This window comes from Tenacibaculum jejuense, assembly GCF_900198195.1.
GTDB classification, from domain to species: Bacteria; Bacteroidota; Bacteroidia; order Flavobacteriales; family Flavobacteriaceae; genus Polaribacter; species Polaribacter jejuensis.
The window spans coordinates 3,440,625-3,455,491 of sequence record NZ_LT899436.1 but is presented as its reverse complement, the minus strand read 5'-3'; the positions used below and the strand labels follow the sequence as shown (position 1 = coordinate 3,455,491).

Below are 14,867 nucleotides of genomic sequence, written 5' to 3'. Positions count from 1 at the left end.
TTATGTTCAAAAAAATTAAAGCATTATTAATAGTAATTCCATCATTAGTTATTGTTACTTCATGTAGTGATGACTTTTTAGAAACTACTCCGACTAATGCAGTTACACCTTCAGTTGCTTTATCTTCTGCAGAAGATATGCAAAAAGTATTAAATGGAGTTCACAGAAGTTTGTTTTCACAATTAACTAATATATTTCCAGGAGGACGTACTGAAAGAGCAGGAAACCATTATTGGGTGCCATTAGGAGATAATTTAGCAGGATATTTAATTCATTCTGCTAATGCTAATAACTTAGGATGGAGAACAGAGATGCAATGGAATTCTCATACATTACCAACATCTTTAACCAATCAACTTTTATGGTACCATCGTTACAATACGATTTTACATGCCAATTCTATCATTGAAAAGCTTAATGAAGGTACAATTCCTGTAACACCAGAGTTAAAGGCAATTGAAGGTCAAGCATATACTTATAGAGCCTATGCATATTTATCTCTAGTACAGCATTATTCTAAAGGATATTTAATTGGTGCACCATCAACTGATCCAGGTGTTCCAGTTTTATTAAAATCTACTTTAACTGTTGCTGAAACAAAACCAAGAGGAACTGTACAAGATGTATACAATCAAATTGAAAGAGATTTAGATGCAGCAATCACTGCTTTTGGTAGTGCTTCTCCAAGGCCAAGTGGAAACGCTAAAGATAAATCTCAATTAAATATTAATGTAGCGCATGGTTTAAAAGCTCGTTGGGCATTATCAAAAGGAGATTGGGCTACAGCCGCTTCAGAGGCAGCCTTAGCAAGACAAGGGTTCCCTTTAATGAATGAAGCTGACTGGAAATCAGGGTTTAACACTACTACATTATCAGAGGTAATCTGGGGAAGTAATGTAATCGCTACAGAAACTACTTTCTTCCGTTCTTATTTTTATTTAATGAGTAATACATTTAATGGTTCTCAAATTAGAAATAACCCAAAGATTGCTGATAGAAGATTAGTTGATGCAATTCCAAGTACAGACTACAGGAAAGATGTCTTTATTGTAGATGCACCGAATACAAACAGTTCTGCAGCGAATGGTCAAGGAGGTTTTGGAAACGATCCAAATTATACTACTCAAGCTGCATTTGATGCTAGAAGAGCAGAGATTAATACTACATACGGTATTACTAATTCATTTAATCAGCATCCATACATGCATTTTAAAATGAAGAATAAAAATCCTGGAAGTATTGATCCAGATGATATCATTTACATGAGATCTTCTGAAATGTATTTAATTGAAGCTGAAGCTAGAGCAATGTTAGGTGATGTTGGTGGAGCACAGGCTGCTTTAAGACCTTTAGGTGAAGAAAGAGATAGTGCTTATGATGTAACTGTTTTCAACGATCAAGCAAGTTTAATGGATCACATCAAATTCCAAAGAAGATTAGAGCTTTGGGGTGAAGGTTTTGGATATACTGATAAAATCCGTTGGGATGAAGGTATAGATCATGCTGCAAACGGAGGTTCAGGAGCTTCTCAAGTTTTATATCAAGATGCTTATCAGGTAGATAGGCCATCAGTAAATAATGCTTGGATCTTCAAAATTCCTCAAGCTGAGATTGATGCAAATCCAGAAATTACACCAGCTGACCAAAATTAAAATTATACAGAAGTTAAATAAATTTGTTTTATAAATTTTAGTATTAATTAGTAATGGATTGAAGCTACCCTTTTACAGGGTAGCTTTAATTTTTTAAACAAAATTGATTTCTTTCCATTTAGTTCAAAAATCAAGCAATTTGCATCAAAACTATGTTGTAGAGATCAATAAGTATTTACTTTTGAAGCAAGCAACTGTTTAAAAGTATAGTTGTTTGAATTAATCAATCAAATAAAGTCAAGGAGTTGTTTACCTTGACTTTTTCATTTAAATATACGCAATATTTAGATAAATCAATATTTCTTAAAAGTTATATTAACTTAAAAAGTATTTAAAAGAAATAATTAAAATTCATGTTTTAAAAAAAGGTCTTAAGTTTTACGCTTAAGACCTTTTTATTGATAATTTTACATTCAATTATAAAATTATACTCATTTGCGATTGTAATTCTTCCGCTTTTTTTGCTGCTTCTTTAGCAAAGTTTTCATCATTTCCTGCATAAATAATTCCTCTAGAAGAGTTGATTAATAAACCAACAGAAGAGTTCATACCATATTTGCAAACTTCTTGTAAATTTCCACCTTGAGCACCAACTCCAGGAACTAATAAGAAACTTTCAGGTATAATTTCACGAATATCTTTTAAATATTCTGCTTTTGTAGCGCCAACTACGTACATTAAGTTATGTGCATTTTTCCATGTTTTAGATGTATTTAAAACATGTTTGTAAACTTCTTTTTCATCTACTTTTTGAGTTTGAAAATCAAAAGCACCAGCATTAGAAGTTAAAGCTAATAAAATGGTGTGTTTGTCTTCAAAAGCTAAAAAAGGTTCAACAGAATCTTTTCCCATATAAGGAGCAACTGTAACTGAATCAAAAGATAAATCTTCAAAAAAAGCTTTAGCATACATTGTTGAAGTGTTTCCAATATCTCCTCTCTTGGCATCAGCAATAGTAAAAATATTAGGGTGATTTTCGTTTATGTATTGTATTGTTTTTTCTAAAGATTTCCATCCTTTAATACCATAAGCTTCATAAAAAGCAGTATTCGGTTTGTAGGCGACACAAAGATGGTGAGTAGCATCTATAATTGCTTTGTTAAATTCAAAAATAGGATCTTCTAACGCTAATAAATGTTTGGGTATTTTATTTAAATCTACATCTAACCCAATACACAAAAACGATTTTTTTTGTCGTATTTCAGCTACTAATTGTTCAGTTGTCATTGTTTGTTGTTAAAAAGTTAGGCAAAAGTAACTATTTTAAAGTTTCTGTTATCTTTGTTTTCAAATGTTTCAGTATATAACAACTAAGATTTTTTATGGTTTTCTAACACTTTTAGGAGTAGTAACCGTTGTTTTCTTTCTTTTTAATATTTTACCTGGTGATCCAGCTCGAATGTTAATGGGACAAAGAGAAGATAGTGAACAACTTGAGATTATTAGAAAAAAGTATGGTTTCGATCAATCAGTTGGAACTCAATATTTATATTATTTGAATGATTTGTCACCTTTGTCTTTTCATAGCAAAAATGAAAATCATTATACTTCATTGGCTTCAGAAAAATATACATTTAAAAATATTTTTTCTGTTGGTGATTTAAGTGTAGTTGTAAAATATCCTTATTTAAGGGAATCTTTTCAAAAAAATGGAAAATCTGTAACTTCAGTTATTAAAGAAACATTACCTAATACTATAGTTCTTGCAAGTTTTGCTATCACAATGGCTATTGTTTTAGGAATTCTATTAGGAGTATTTTCTGCGGTTTATAAAAATTCTACTTTAGATAAATTTATAGCTGTTTTAAGTACATTAGGAATGAGTTTACCTTCCTTTTTCTCAGCAATTTTATTCGCTTGGTTTTTCGGGTTTGTTCTACATGAATTTACAGGACTTGAAATGACAGGAAGTTTATTTGTTGTAGATGATTTTGGTGAAGGAATTTACATACAATGGAAAAATTTAATATTGCCAGCTATTGTTTTAGGAATACGACCGTTAACTGTTGTAAGTCAATTAATGAGAAATTCCTTATTAGAAACTTTAAATCAAGATTATATAAGAACAGCCCGAGCAAAAGGATTATCTAATTTCAAAGTAATTAAAAATCATGCTTTAAAGAATTCATTAAATCCTGTTGTTACTGCAATTTCAGGTTGGTTTGCTTCTATGTTGGCAGGAGCAGTTTTTATTGAATATATTTTTAATTGGAATGGTTTAGGAAAAGAGATTGTTAATGCTTTAGATACTTTAGATTTACCAGTTATTATGGGAAGTGTATTAGTGATTTCAAGTATATTTATAATAATCAATATTTTGGTAGACATTATTTATGTTTGGTTGGATCCAAGAGTAAAATTGAATTAAATGAAATATTTTTATTTGGTAATTATAGTTTTCTTAGCAAGTTGTGCTTCACCGAAAGTGTTTTCAGAGTCTGCATTAAATGAGAAAATTCAAACTTTAGATCGAGAAACAATAACATTTAAAGAAGTTTTAGAGCGTAACAAAGGGAAAAAGATTTTTGCTCAAATCTTCGCTAGTTATTGTCCTGTAAGTCAAGATAGTTTTGATGATGTGTTAAAGTTTCAAAAAGAAAATCCTGAATTCAGCTTTGTTTTTTTATCGGTAGATCATTCCTATTACGATTGGAAGCGAGGTTTAGCGTATGTAAAGCCTAAAGGACAATTTTATTATATTCCTGAAAAAGGAGAAGGAAGTTTAGGGAAATTTCTAAAATTAAAAAGTATTCCTAGATTTCTAAAAATAGATGAGCAAGGAAACATAGAAGTTTTTAAAACATCCAAAGTATCAGATAAATTGAAATAAATGAAGTTACTTTCTTTATTATTTATTTTGATGGTGTTTTTAAGCTGTAAGCCAAGAATAGAAACTTCGTTTTCTGAAAAGGCTTTGCAAGATCAATTGGTAACATTATCAAATGATATGATTACTTTCAAGAATGTTTTAAATCATTATAAAGGGAAAAAGATTTTAATTGATGTTTGGGCTTCTTGGTGTTCAGATTGTATCAAGTCAATACCTAAAGTTTCACAACTTCAAAAAAATCATCCAGATGTGGTTTTTTTATTTTTATCCATAAATGATTCATTAACTGATTTACAGAACGGAATAAGTAAATATGGAATCAAAGGAGAACATTATTTATTACCTTCTAGTTGGGATGGAGATTTAGGTGAATTTTTAGATTTGTCATGGATACCAAGATATTTAGTGATAGATGAAATAGGAGGTATCGAAGTCTTTAATGCCACCAGAATTAATGATTCTAGAATTTTAAATGCCCTCAAATAATTATTACGTTTTCGTAAAAAAACTAAAGCTTAATCTTTAAACTTCGTTATTAAAAAACTAGTTTTGTGTGATTGCACTACAAAGTTTTTTAAAATAAATGTGCTAGTAAACTAATAATAATCAACCTTCAATAACAGAAGTATTTATAACAAAACCAATGAGACAAAAAATTGTAGCAGGTAACTGGAAAATGAACAACACTTTAAATGAAACTAAAGAGTTACTTAAAGGGTTAAAAAAAGAATTAAAAGGAGTAAAATTAGATAATACTCGTGTAATTATTGCTCCAACGTTTGTGAATCTACAACATGCTGTAAAGAAAACCGCAAAGAGTGTTCTAGAAGTTTCTGCTCAAAATTTACACCAAGCTAAAAATGGAGCCTTTACAGGTGAGATTTCTGCTGATATGTTGTTAGATATTGGAGTAAATGTTGTTATTTTGGGGCATTCGGAAAGAAGAGCTTATTTTAATGAAACAGATGAGGCTTTAGCTCAAAAAGTAAATACAGCAGTAGCAAAAGGTTTAGATGTTATTTTTTGTTTTGGAGAACAATTAGAAGACAGACAAAATGAAAATCATTTCTCAGTTGTAGAAAGCCAATTAAAAGAAGCTCTTTTCGGATTACAGGCAGAAGCATTTAAAAATATCATTTTAGCTTATGAGCCTGTATGGGCAATAGGAACAGGACAAACAGCTACAGCAGATCAAGCCCAAGAAATGCATGAGTTTATTAGAGGTTTATTGGCTAAAGCTTACGATGCTAAATTGGCTGATAGTGTTTCTATTCTTTATGGAGGTAGTGTAAAACCAAATAATGCAGAAGAAATTTTTTCTAAACCAGATGTTGATGGAGGTTTAATTGGAGGAGCTTCATTAAAAGAAAAAGATTTTTCTGCTATTGTAAAATCAATTTAATTGGATAATATATATATAGAGTATTCTTTTGTAGTAGAACCTAAGCAACCAGCAATTGAAATTTTAATAGCTGAATTAGGTGAGAAAAATTTTGAAAGTTTTGTTGAAAATGAAACGGGATTGTTAGCTTACATTCAAAAGAAAGATTGGAAAGAAGATGTTTTAGAAGAAATCTTTATACTTGAATCAACAGAATTTGAAATAACTTACGAGTTCAAAGAAGTTGAACAAACAAATTGGAATGAAGAATGGGAAAAACATTTTAATCCAATTCAAGTAGAAGACAAAGTGAGTATTCGAGCTCCTTTTCATGAAAATCCAAACTTAGAATACGATATAGTTATTGAACCTAAGATGAGTTTCGGAACAGGTCATCATGAAACAACATACATGATGATACAACATCTTATAGGTTTAAATCTACACGATAAAAAAGTATTAGATATGGGGTGTGGTACTGGAGTTTTAGCAATTTTTGCTGAAATGAAAGGTGCAAACCCTATAGATGCTATAGATATTGATAATTGGTGTTACGTAAATTCTTTAGAGAATGTAGAACGAAATTCTTGTAAAAATATTACTGTTTTAGAAGGAGACGCAGAGCTGTTAATTAATAGAAAATACGATGTCATTATCGCAAATATTAATAGAAATATTCTTTTAAAAGATATGAATGCTTATATGAGTTGTATAAGTGAGAAAGGAATATTACTTTTAAGTGGATTTTATAAGGAAGATATTCCAATTATAGATAAAGAAGTATCTAAATACGGAATGACCTTAGATGTAGTTATTGAAAGAAATAACTGGGTGTCATTAAAGTATATTAAGTAAAATTGAAGATGAGTACGATAGAAAAAATACAAGAAGAATTAGATGTACTAGTACAAGAAACTAGTCAACATGAAATTATTTTGTATAATGATGATGTAAATACATTTGACTTTGTAATAGATAGTTTAATTGATGTTTGCGACCATACTTTAGAGCAAGCAGAGCAATGTACAATACTTGTACATTATAAAGGAAAGTGTGCTGTTAAAACAGGAGAATATAAAGATTTAGAGCCAAGATGTTCTAGATTATTAGAATTAGGTTTATCAGCAGAAATAGTATAGTATGGAGAATGTATTGAAGTACTACGATTTTTCAGATTTTTCTGAAGATCAATCAAACACCTTTTCCGGAAATGAAATAGCTTTCACAGAATTAAATAGCGAACATTTTTTAATTTTTGAAAAAAAAGTAGATAGCTATAATTTATATGTTTCCAAATTCTTGTCAAAAAATGAAGTAGGCGTAAAGCCCCCAGAAATACTAGAGTTATTGGTAGAAAACTACGATAAATCGATACCTGAACATAGAATAATTTTAAGAAAATATCTTCACTGAAAACTCAATTAAATTGAGTTTTTTCTTTTTGTAGTGACCAATCAAAAAAAGATGTGTCTTATTTAATGTAACAGTGTAATAACTGTTTTAAAATTAGATAAGTTCATTGAAAATATATAGTAATTCCCAAATTACAATTTTATAATCCCTAGTTATAGAGATATAACGACACATAAAGTATAATAGTTAGTAGTAGTTAAAAATAGTAGTAGTTAGTTTTTATACTAAGTTTGGTTAGACAAGGAGATTTAAAATATTTTATTTCGAATCTCCTTTTTTTTGTGACCAATTAAAAAAAAGTGTGTCAAATAAATGTAACAGTATAACAACTGTTTTCAAGATTAGATAAGTTCATTGAAAATATATAGTAATTCCCAAATTACAATTTTATAATCCCTAGTTATAGAGATATAACGACACATAAAGTGTAATAGTTAGTAGTAGTTAAAAATAGTAGTAGTTAGTTTTTATACTAAGTTTGGTTAGACAAGGAGATTTAAAATATTTTATTTCGAATCTCCTTTTTTTGTGACCAATTAAAAAAAGATGTGTCAAATAAATGTAGCAGTTAAATACTGTTTTAAAAAATTAGATAAGTTCATTAAAAATATATAGTAATTCCCAAATTGCAATTAATAATCCCTAGTTATAGCGATATAACAACACATAAAGTGTATAAATAGTTAGTAATAGTTAAAAATAGTAGTAGTTAGTTTTTATACTAAGTTTGGTTAAACAAAGGGGCTTTGATTTTTAAAGTCCCTTTTTTAAATCCTAAAAAAGCAAATTTTAAGAATATTAAAGTATATCATAATAAAAATAGTAGTAGTTAGTTTTTATACTAAGTTTGGTTAGACAAGGAGGCTTCAAGTTATTTGAAGTCTCTTTTTTTGTTTTAATGATATGTTAATATAAATTTAAAGGAAGAATATAGTCTTGTTGCGGTTGAGATAGTAAACTAACTAGTATTTAATTCAGAATTTATTATTGTTGACTAAGGTCAAACTTATATTTTATAGCTTCTTTGAAGGTGTTTATATGTTAATTAAGTTTTATTTTTAGTATATTTTTCTATTAGTAAGTTGTAAATTGAAAGTTAAAAGTTATATTTTAACTATAAAAATAGGAGACAATCTATTTAAATTGTTTTTGTTTTTTTTAAGTTAAAATGTTAAATTTTTAAACATAATGTTGTTTTATTAACATTTAATTTAATTCTGTATTAAAACTTAAAAAATGTTAAAGTGGTTAAATAAAAGTTATAATTTAGTTAAAAATTTATTATAAACCATTAAAAAACATTTTAATTATGAAAAAAATGAAATTCTCCCGAATTGCATTATTACTAGTTGGAGCTAGTTTTTTCGCTTGTCAATCAGAAGACAACAATCAGCCAGAAGCTGGAGCTGATAACGGTGTTTCTGCAGAAATTATATCAAAGCTAGCTGACTTTGATGTAAATACAAACAATGTGAAAAAAGTAGACTTCGTATTACCTAATGGAGATGTAACTCCTATGTATCAAGCAGAAGGTGATCTCCACTTTACAGAAGATAAGATCAATGATCTCCCAAATCTACAAGATCTTTCTGAAAGAAATTATTATACAAATAATTTAGTTGCTCAAAACACAGTAATCGATATTATTGGTTTCACAGGTGGTGGAGGTTTTGGGTTATCAAACAAAGCGCAAACAGCTCTTAGGTGGGCCGTTAATAATTATAACAGGTTAAATTTAACTATTAGATTTAATTTAACTTTTGGTACAGATTATCAATCAAGAGATATGGTAGTTTACAATAACCCAAATCAAAATGGCTCAGGTGGTTCTGCTGGATTCCCAACCAATGGAAACCCATTTAAGTTTGTACAAATTTTTGGATTAGAAGGTTTTTCAACAAATGTAAATGAGCATGTAATTACTCATGAAATTGGACATTCTGTTGGTTTCCGTCATACAGATTACCAAACAAGACAAAGTTGTGGACAAAATACTAATGAAGGTACTGCTGGTGTAGGAGCTAACCCAGTTCCTGGAACTCCTGCTGGTTACGATCCAACTTCAGTTATGATTGCTTGTTTCAACGCGAATGACGACGGTGAGTTTGGTCCTAATGATATTACTGCTTTACGTTTCTTATACTAAATAGCAGTTTTTATTTAACTAAAAAAAAATCCTGAGATTTTATGAATCTCAGGATTTTAATTTTTAATAAAATACCTTTTGTGAATAATCCACTATTCGTAAGAGCTTATCTAGTAACTTAACATTTATTTGTGGATACTTTGTATCATTATATTCGTTTTTTATAGTCAAACTTATATCTTCTGGTACTACTTGTTTTTCTTCTCCATTGAACTTTAAATAGTATTTACCTTCTCTTAAGGCTAACTCTGCCGTTTCTACTACTAATTCGTTTTTATTTTCATCAACGAGTTCAACTTTAATAAATTCAATTTTATCTACTTCGTATATGTCTACACTTATTTTGTATTCTGTATCTGTTTTTTCAACAAAAGAATAGAATATAGAACCTTCTCTATTTTGAGAAAATAAAGAAGTAGAAATTAAAAGTAAACAAATGATTAAAGTAATTTTTTTCATTTTAAATTGATTTGTTATGTGTTGCAAATTTATAAAAGATATTAATACATCAGTTTTTCTAACGTTAAAAAACTATAAGCTAACTTCATGCCAAATCTATATTTAAAAAGGAAAAATAAAAAAGTCTTACGATATCGTAAGACTTTTGGGGTATATAAAAGTAGTTTTTAATCTATCTAACAGCTTTTAAGGCATCTATATTACCGTATCCGAAATTTGAGTTTCTATTAGGGTAAAATTCTCCAGCTCTCTTCATTTTATCTAAAACTTGTGCTCTAGTCCAAGTTGGATTTTTAGACCATACTAAAGCAGCAATTCCAGCTGTAGTAGCAGTTGCTACAGAAGATCCACCAACATATCTAGCAGCACCATTATAAGAACTTAATACTGGTACAAAGTTTCCTGAATTTCTTTCCATTTCAATAGTAAAATCTATTTTAGAACCAGAATGACAATTTCCACATCTAACATATCTTCCTTCTTTAAGTCCTGTAACAGCAACAGTTTCATTCATATTTGCTGGGAATATAACTCCAAACCAAGTAGTAAATGAAGTAGAAGTTCCACCTGCTGCAATAATCATTTTACCTCTATTGTAAGCATATTTAATTGCATCACGAACTCTAGAAATTCCAAAAGGAGAACCAATAGACATTGAAATAACTTTAACATCGCTTCTATTTCCTAAAGCTGTTAAAGCTTCTGCAACACCTCTTTTTTCATGATAATCATCGATTAATACATTTTGCACAGCTCTATATGTTACTAAGTTAGCATTATAAGCTACACCAACAGGTAAATTATTTCCATTTCTAGGAGCCGTAGCAACAGAAGCCATATTTGTTCCATGACCACACTTGTCATTTACACCATCGTAATTATTAGACCATGGCCAAATAGAATCTATATAAGTACCAAATTTCTGAACTGTTCTACCAGATGATTGTCCTGTATTAAAATTTTGATTCATTAATCTTTGTTCAGGAGATAAACCAGAGTCAATAACAGCTACGGTAACTCCTCTACCTGTACTATAATTCCATGCAGCTGGAATATTGTGAATATCAAAGTTCCAAGGTACTCTTGCTGCTGGTGATACTGTTCTATAATCAGAAGAAGCAATATTTTGTGATCTAAAACCACAACCAAAACCTTCTCCAGATCTAGCGGCAAGCCCTTCGTTAGTATCTAATGTGTAAGATGCAGGCTCAAGATAACGAACAGTATTATTTGATAATAAAGCTTCTATTGTAGCAATATTTTCAACTTTAATATCTATAACATTAATATTTTCATCAACATATAAATTATCTGTAGCTCTTCCTGAAAGTGTACTGTCGTTAGATTCCATAGATCTAACTAAGTTTATCAAGTTATCTTTTATGTTAGAAGAAGCCGCATTTCTTTGAAATTGACCAGGATCACCGCCATATCCAATAGTAAGAAGATTGTCTCCATGTTGAATAGCACTCCAAATAGTTTGAGCGTTTGTATCCATCCAGTTGAAATCTCCACTAGACTCTAATGATTCTTTAATTAGATTATTTATTTGACTTTTTGATAATAATTCTGTTTGCTGCTCAGGTACGATTTGATCTGTAGTTTCGTCATTTGTAGAGCAAGATACGATAGCCCCAGCTACCGCAAGGGTAAGTAATAATTTTTTCATTCTTTGAAGGGTTTTTTAATTTGTTGATACGAATATATTAAAAAAAATATTAAATTTTTAAGATATATGTATTTGTTGGTTTGATTTTTGTGTTTATTGATGATAAAGTATTGTTTTTTGCTTTTTTTAATGTTTTTTGATGAGAAAGAATAGTATTATGATTAAAAAAAAACAAATTCAATAAAAAAAGCATATCTATTTTGTTAGAAATGCTTTCTGAAGTATTTAAATTAAGAATATGATATTTATTCTTCTAGTTTTATTCTAGTTGGTGTGTCTTTACCATTAATAATAGATGTTGTTCCAACAAAAACAGCCTTAATTGTTTCAGTCAGAATAGAAACATCGAGGGTTTTAGCTTCATCTGAGACTTTATGATAATCTTTATCTAAATCTATTGGAGTGGTACAAAAAGTATGTGAAGGAACTCCTAAGCGCGCTAAAGAAGCGTTATCTGATCGAAAGAATAATCTGTATTTTTTGTAAGGATCTGGATAGAGTTTGTAACCTGTACCTTTTAAATTTTCTTGAATAATTTTACCAAAATTAGACCTTTCAAAACCGGTTAACCACGCAGTTTTTGGACCTGTTCTAGGTTCTTTACCTATAAGTTCAAGATTTATACCAGCTATAAATTTCTCAGGGTCAATTTGTTTTCCAAAATATTTTGAACCAATTAAGCCTATTTCTTCAGCTGTAAAACATACAAATAATATACTTCTTTCGTTATTATTTTGTTCAGCAAAGTATTTCGCTAAAGTTAAAACACCAACTACACCAGATGCATCATCATTAGCACCATTGTATATACGATCACCATTACCGCTTTTTTTGGTACCTAAATGATCGTAATGGGCAGAAACAATTACAATCTCATCTTTTTTGCTTTTTCCTTCCAAAAGACCAATGACATTAAACATTTTTATCCCTTTATCCTCGAAGTTTTGTCTGTAAGTTTCTAAGTTTTGAAATGTTTTTAAGCCAATTTTTCTGTATTCATTTTCTATATATTGAGCAGCTTTTTCAATTCCAGGAGTTCCAGTTGCTCTTCCTTCCATTTCATCTGAAGCTAAGGTATATAAATGTTTTCTTACTAAAGTAGTATCAATATTGGGAGTAGTGGTGAGTTGCTTGTTTTGTTTTTGAATTGAAGGTTTTTTGGTTGAGTTTAATTTTTTTAAGTCTTTGCCATCGATTCCATTTTTACCAATTTCACCATTTGTTGCACTAATTCCGTTGGTTCCATCTACACCGTCTGCAGCTTTTATATTAATAGCACAGCTAACTAAAGTTAATGAAAATACAAGTGCTAGTCTTATAAAGATATATTTCATAAGTAAATAAATTAAAAGCTAAAGATAGCTAATATTATTCCTTAAATTTGCCAAAATTTTGATGATGGATTTAAACCTTATACCTAAAATAAAACACACGAATTCTAATAATTTCTTTTTACTGGCAGGTCCTTGTGCAATAGAAGGAGAAGATATGGCTTTAAAAATAGCGGAGAAAATAGTTGCTATTACAGATCGATTAGAAATTCCTTATGTTTTTAAGGGGAGTTTTAAAAAAGCGAACAGAAGTAGAATTGATAGCTTTACGGGTATAGGTGATGATAAAGCTTTAAAGGTTTTAAGAAAAGTTTCTGAAACTTTTGATGTACCAACGGTTACAGATATTCATGAAATTTCAGATGCTGAAAAAGCTGCTGAATATGTAGATGTATTACAAATTCCTGCATTTTTAGTTCGTCAAACAGATTTAGTAGTCGCTGCTGCAAAAACAGGTAAAGTAGTAAACTTAAAGAAAGGACAATTTATGAGTCCTGAAGCTATGGAGCATGCTGTTAGAAAAGTAAAAGATTCTGGAAGTGAAAAAGCTTGGATTACTGAAAGAGGAACAATGTTTGGCTATCAAGATTTACTAGTAGATTTTAGAGGAATTCCTACAATGAAAAAGTTTGCTCCAACTGTACTAGATGTAACTCATTCATTACAACAACCAAATCAAAGTTCTGGAGTTACAGGTGGTAGACCAGATATGATTGAAACTATTGCTAGAGCAGGAGTTGTAAATAATGTTGATGGGTTATTTATTGAAACGCATTTTGATCCTACTAATGCAAAATCTGATGGAGCTAACATGTTACACTTAGATTATTTAGAACAATTACTTTCTAATTTAGTCGCTATAAAAAAACTTGTAAATACTTTTTAATTTTATTTAAATCGAACAAAAACTGGTTTTTCAAAATAATAACTTGGCGTATAAATAGGTGTATTTGAAGAAAACCTATACCAAGGAGAGATATCTGAATCTTCAAAGTTTCTTAGTAAACAAACGCTTTGTGCAGGTGTGTTTCCTTGGGCTAATAAAAAAAGCTTTTCACCTTTTTCATTACTCACTTCATCTACAATAATTTCGATATGCCCTGGAAATCCAGGTTTTACCAACATATCTCCAATTCTAATATCTTTAATTTTTACTTTCTTAAGCTCATTATGTAAAGAAGCTGTTCCAGCGTAGGTGTAAATTAAATTTAAATATTTATAAAAGTTAGTTTTAGAATAATCTGGTTTTGCAGTTTTATGAAAGCTTACCTTGTTACCTTTTATCTTAGGTCGATAACCAAGAGCGTATTTTTTCCATGAACAATAATGACCAGAAGTAAATTTAAAACCAATTTCATCTTTTCTATTTTGGTTCCATAAATATTCAGATCTAATTCGCATTAAAGCATCGGCACATTGTTGTAAACCATTTTTTGGGACCGGCACTTCCAAAATTGCGTCATGCCAATCTTGAGCAAAGTATTTTGAACCATCGTAGTTAATGATTTCACTACCATGTTTCTTTAATTTGTAATTTCTCAAATAATATTCAAAAGAGTTATTTTTAATTGTATTTCGCTTGTAACCTTTTGGAGATTTTATACGATCTTTAATTGTACTTCCTTCTTTATTGATAAGGTTTTCTTTTGGAGAAGAAATTAAAGCTTCAATTTGATTTGTATATTGTTTTCCTTTCGGATTCATTCGCATTAAAAGAAATATGATCAGTATTGATGCGACAACTAAAAGGATATTTTTTTTCATAGCTTGTTAAGATTCGTGTTTGTTGTTCACTAAATTAAAAGAATTTATATAATTAACCTATTCGTAATTCTTAAAGTTAATGACTTCAGAATAGGAGTTTCTGAAGGTTTAAAAAGTCTTTGTACTATTTTTTATTAGCGAAAAAATAAATAGGTGCTGGAGTTGAAAAAGTTTATATAAATAAATTGTGTTATTGTGTAGAGGAAGCATATAAGTGAAAAA

General features: G+C 29.5%; 15 protein-coding genes. 10 read left to right on the top strand and 5 right to left on the bottom strand.

From position 1 onward, the window contains the following. Window positions 1-2: 2 nt before the first annotated feature. Window positions 3-1,652 (top strand): RagB/SusD family nutrient uptake outer membrane protein, encoded by a 1,650-nt coding sequence (locus AQ1685_RS14995; protein WP_095073477.1) that lies wholly within the window; start codon window positions 3-5, stop codon window positions 1,650-1,652. 417 nt (window positions 1,653-2,069) lie between these two features. On the opposite strand, the gene pyrF is transcribed toward AQ1685_RS14995, so the two are convergent. Then, window positions 2,070-2,879, bottom strand: a complete 810-nt coding sequence (gene pyrF / locus AQ1685_RS14990; RefSeq protein WP_095073475.1) for an orotidine-5'-phosphate decarboxylase — start codon at window positions 2,877-2,879, stop codon at window positions 2,070-2,072. 64 nt (window positions 2,880-2,943) lie between these two features. Here pyrF and AQ1685_RS14985 point away from each other — a divergent pair, with 64 nt between their 5' ends. From AQ1685_RS14985 to AQ1685_RS14950, 8 genes are all read left to right on the top strand, one after another. Beyond that, the gene (locus AQ1685_RS14985; RefSeq protein WP_095073473.1) at window positions 2,944-4,020 is read left to right on the top strand and encodes an ABC transporter permease; all 1,077 of its coding nucleotides are present in this window, start codon (window positions 2,944-2,946) and stop codon (window positions 4,018-4,020) included. Then, complete coding sequence (locus tag AQ1685_RS14980) at window positions 4,021-4,482, top strand: TlpA family protein disulfide reductase (protein ID WP_095073472.1); 462 nt, start codon at window positions 4,021-4,023, stop codon at window positions 4,480-4,482. It begins immediately after the preceding gene. Next, window positions 4,483-4,968, top strand: a complete 486-nt coding sequence (locus AQ1685_RS14975; RefSeq protein ID WP_095073468.1) for a TlpA family protein disulfide reductase — start codon at window positions 4,483-4,485, stop codon at window positions 4,966-4,968. A 157-nt stretch (window positions 4,969-5,125) separates the two neighbouring features. Continuing rightward, on the top strand, window positions 5,126-5,884 hold the full coding sequence (gene tpiA / locus AQ1685_RS14970) for a triose-phosphate isomerase (protein ID WP_095073466.1): 759 nt from the start codon (window positions 5,126-5,128) through the stop codon (window positions 5,882-5,884). Next, on the top strand, window positions 5,885-6,718 hold the full coding sequence (gene prmA / locus AQ1685_RS14965) for a 50S ribosomal protein L11 methyltransferase (protein ID WP_095073464.1): 834 nt from the start codon (window positions 5,885-5,887) through the stop codon (window positions 6,716-6,718). Between the two features lie 8 nt (window positions 6,719-6,726). Next, window positions 6,727-7,002 carry an ATP-dependent Clp protease adaptor ClpS gene (locus AQ1685_RS14960; protein ID WP_095073462.1) on the top strand — a complete coding sequence of 92 codons (276 nt, stop codon included), beginning with the start codon at window positions 6,727-6,729 and terminating at the stop codon, window positions 7,000-7,002. A gap of 1 nt (window position 7,003) precedes the next feature. Beyond that, window positions 7,004-7,276: a hypothetical protein gene (locus tag AQ1685_RS14955; protein WP_095073460.1), complete on the top strand. Its 273-nt coding sequence runs from the start codon at window positions 7,004-7,006 to the stop codon at window positions 7,274-7,276. A 1,309-nt stretch (window positions 7,277-8,585) separates the two neighbouring features. Further along, the gene (locus tag AQ1685_RS14950; RefSeq protein ID WP_095073459.1) at window positions 8,586-9,422 is read left to right on the top strand and encodes a M57 family metalloprotease; all 837 of its coding nucleotides are present in this window, start codon (window positions 8,586-8,588) and stop codon (window positions 9,420-9,422) included. Between the two features lie 63 nt (window positions 9,423-9,485). Here AQ1685_RS14950 and AQ1685_RS14945 read toward each other — a convergent pair whose 3' ends face one another. From AQ1685_RS14945 to AQ1685_RS14935, 3 genes are all read right to left on the bottom strand, one after another. After that, window positions 9,486-9,881, bottom strand: coding sequence for a hypothetical protein (locus AQ1685_RS14945; protein ID WP_095073457.1), 396 nt, complete (start codon window positions 9,879-9,881; stop codon window positions 9,486-9,488). Between the two features lie 172 nt (window positions 9,882-10,053). Then, entirely contained in the window at window positions 10,054-11,550 is a 1,497-nt protein-coding gene (locus AQ1685_RS14940) for a S8 family peptidase (protein ID WP_095073455.1), read from the bottom strand. 245 nt (window positions 11,551-11,795) lie between these two features. Next, entirely contained in the window at window positions 11,796-12,884 is a 1,089-nt protein-coding gene (locus AQ1685_RS14935; RefSeq protein ID WP_095073453.1) for a M20/M25/M40 family metallo-hydrolase, read from the bottom strand. A 64-nt stretch (window positions 12,885-12,948) separates the two neighbouring features. On the opposite strand from AQ1685_RS14935, the gene kdsA reads away from it, so the two are divergent. Then, window positions 12,949-13,767: a 3-deoxy-8-phosphooctulonate synthase gene (kdsA, locus tag AQ1685_RS14930; protein ID WP_095073452.1), complete on the top strand. Its 819-nt coding sequence runs from the start codon at window positions 12,949-12,951 to the stop codon at window positions 13,765-13,767. 2 nt (window positions 13,768-13,769) lie between these two features. On the opposite strand, the gene AQ1685_RS14925 is transcribed toward kdsA, so the two are convergent. Further along, on the bottom strand, window positions 13,770-14,645 hold the full coding sequence (locus AQ1685_RS14925; RefSeq protein ID WP_095073450.1) for a DUF4846 domain-containing protein: 876 nt from the start codon (window positions 14,643-14,645) through the stop codon (window positions 13,770-13,772). Window positions 14,646-14,867: the final 222 nt, after the last annotated feature.

Excerpts from the sequence above, each read along its gene's own strand:
- AQ1685_RS14935 (WP_095073453.1), bottom strand. The coding sequence starts at position 12,884 with ATGAAATATATCTTTATAAGACTAGCACTTGTATTTTCATTAACTTTA.
- AQ1685_RS14985 (WP_095073473.1), top strand. The coding sequence starts at position 2,944 with ATGTTTCAGTATATAACAACTAAGATTTTTTATGGTTTTCTAACACTT.
- AQ1685_RS14955 (WP_095073460.1), top strand. The coding sequence starts at position 7,004 with ATGGAGAATGTATTGAAGTACTACGATTTTTCAGATTTTTCTGAAGAT.
- AQ1685_RS14975 (WP_095073468.1), top strand. The coding sequence starts at position 4,483 with ATGAAGTTACTTTCTTTATTATTTATTTTGATGGTGTTTTTAAGCTGT.
- pyrF (WP_095073475.1), bottom strand. The coding sequence starts at position 2,879 with ATGACAACTGAACAATTAGTAGCTGAAATACGACAAAAAAAATCGTTT.
- AQ1685_RS14960 (WP_095073462.1), top strand. The coding sequence starts at position 6,727 with ATGAGTACGATAGAAAAAATACAAGAAGAATTAGATGTACTAGTACAA.
- AQ1685_RS14945 (WP_095073457.1), bottom strand. The coding sequence starts at position 9,881 with ATGAAAAAAATTACTTTAATCATTTGTTTACTTTTAATTTCTACTTCT.
- AQ1685_RS14980 (WP_095073472.1), top strand. The coding sequence starts at position 4,021 with ATGAAATATTTTTATTTGGTAATTATAGTTTTCTTAGCAAGTTGTGCT.
- AQ1685_RS14950 (WP_095073459.1), top strand. The coding sequence starts at position 8,586 with ATGAAAAAAATGAAATTCTCCCGAATTGCATTATTACTAGTTGGAGCT.
- tpiA (WP_095073466.1), top strand. The coding sequence starts at position 5,126 with ATGAGACAAAAAATTGTAGCAGGTAACTGGAAAATGAACAACACTTTA.
- AQ1685_RS14940 (WP_095073455.1), bottom strand. The coding sequence starts at position 11,550 with ATGAAAAAATTATTACTTACCCTTGCGGTAGCTGGGGCTATCGTATCT.
- AQ1685_RS14925 (WP_095073450.1), bottom strand. The coding sequence starts at position 14,645 with ATGAAAAAAAATATCCTTTTAGTTGTCGCATCAATACTGATCATATTT.
- AQ1685_RS14995 (WP_095073477.1), top strand. The coding sequence starts at position 3 with ATGTTCAAAAAAATTAAAGCATTATTAATAGTAATTCCATCATTAGTT.
- kdsA (WP_095073452.1), top strand. The coding sequence starts at position 12,949 with ATGGATTTAAACCTTATACCTAAAATAAAACACACGAATTCTAATAAT.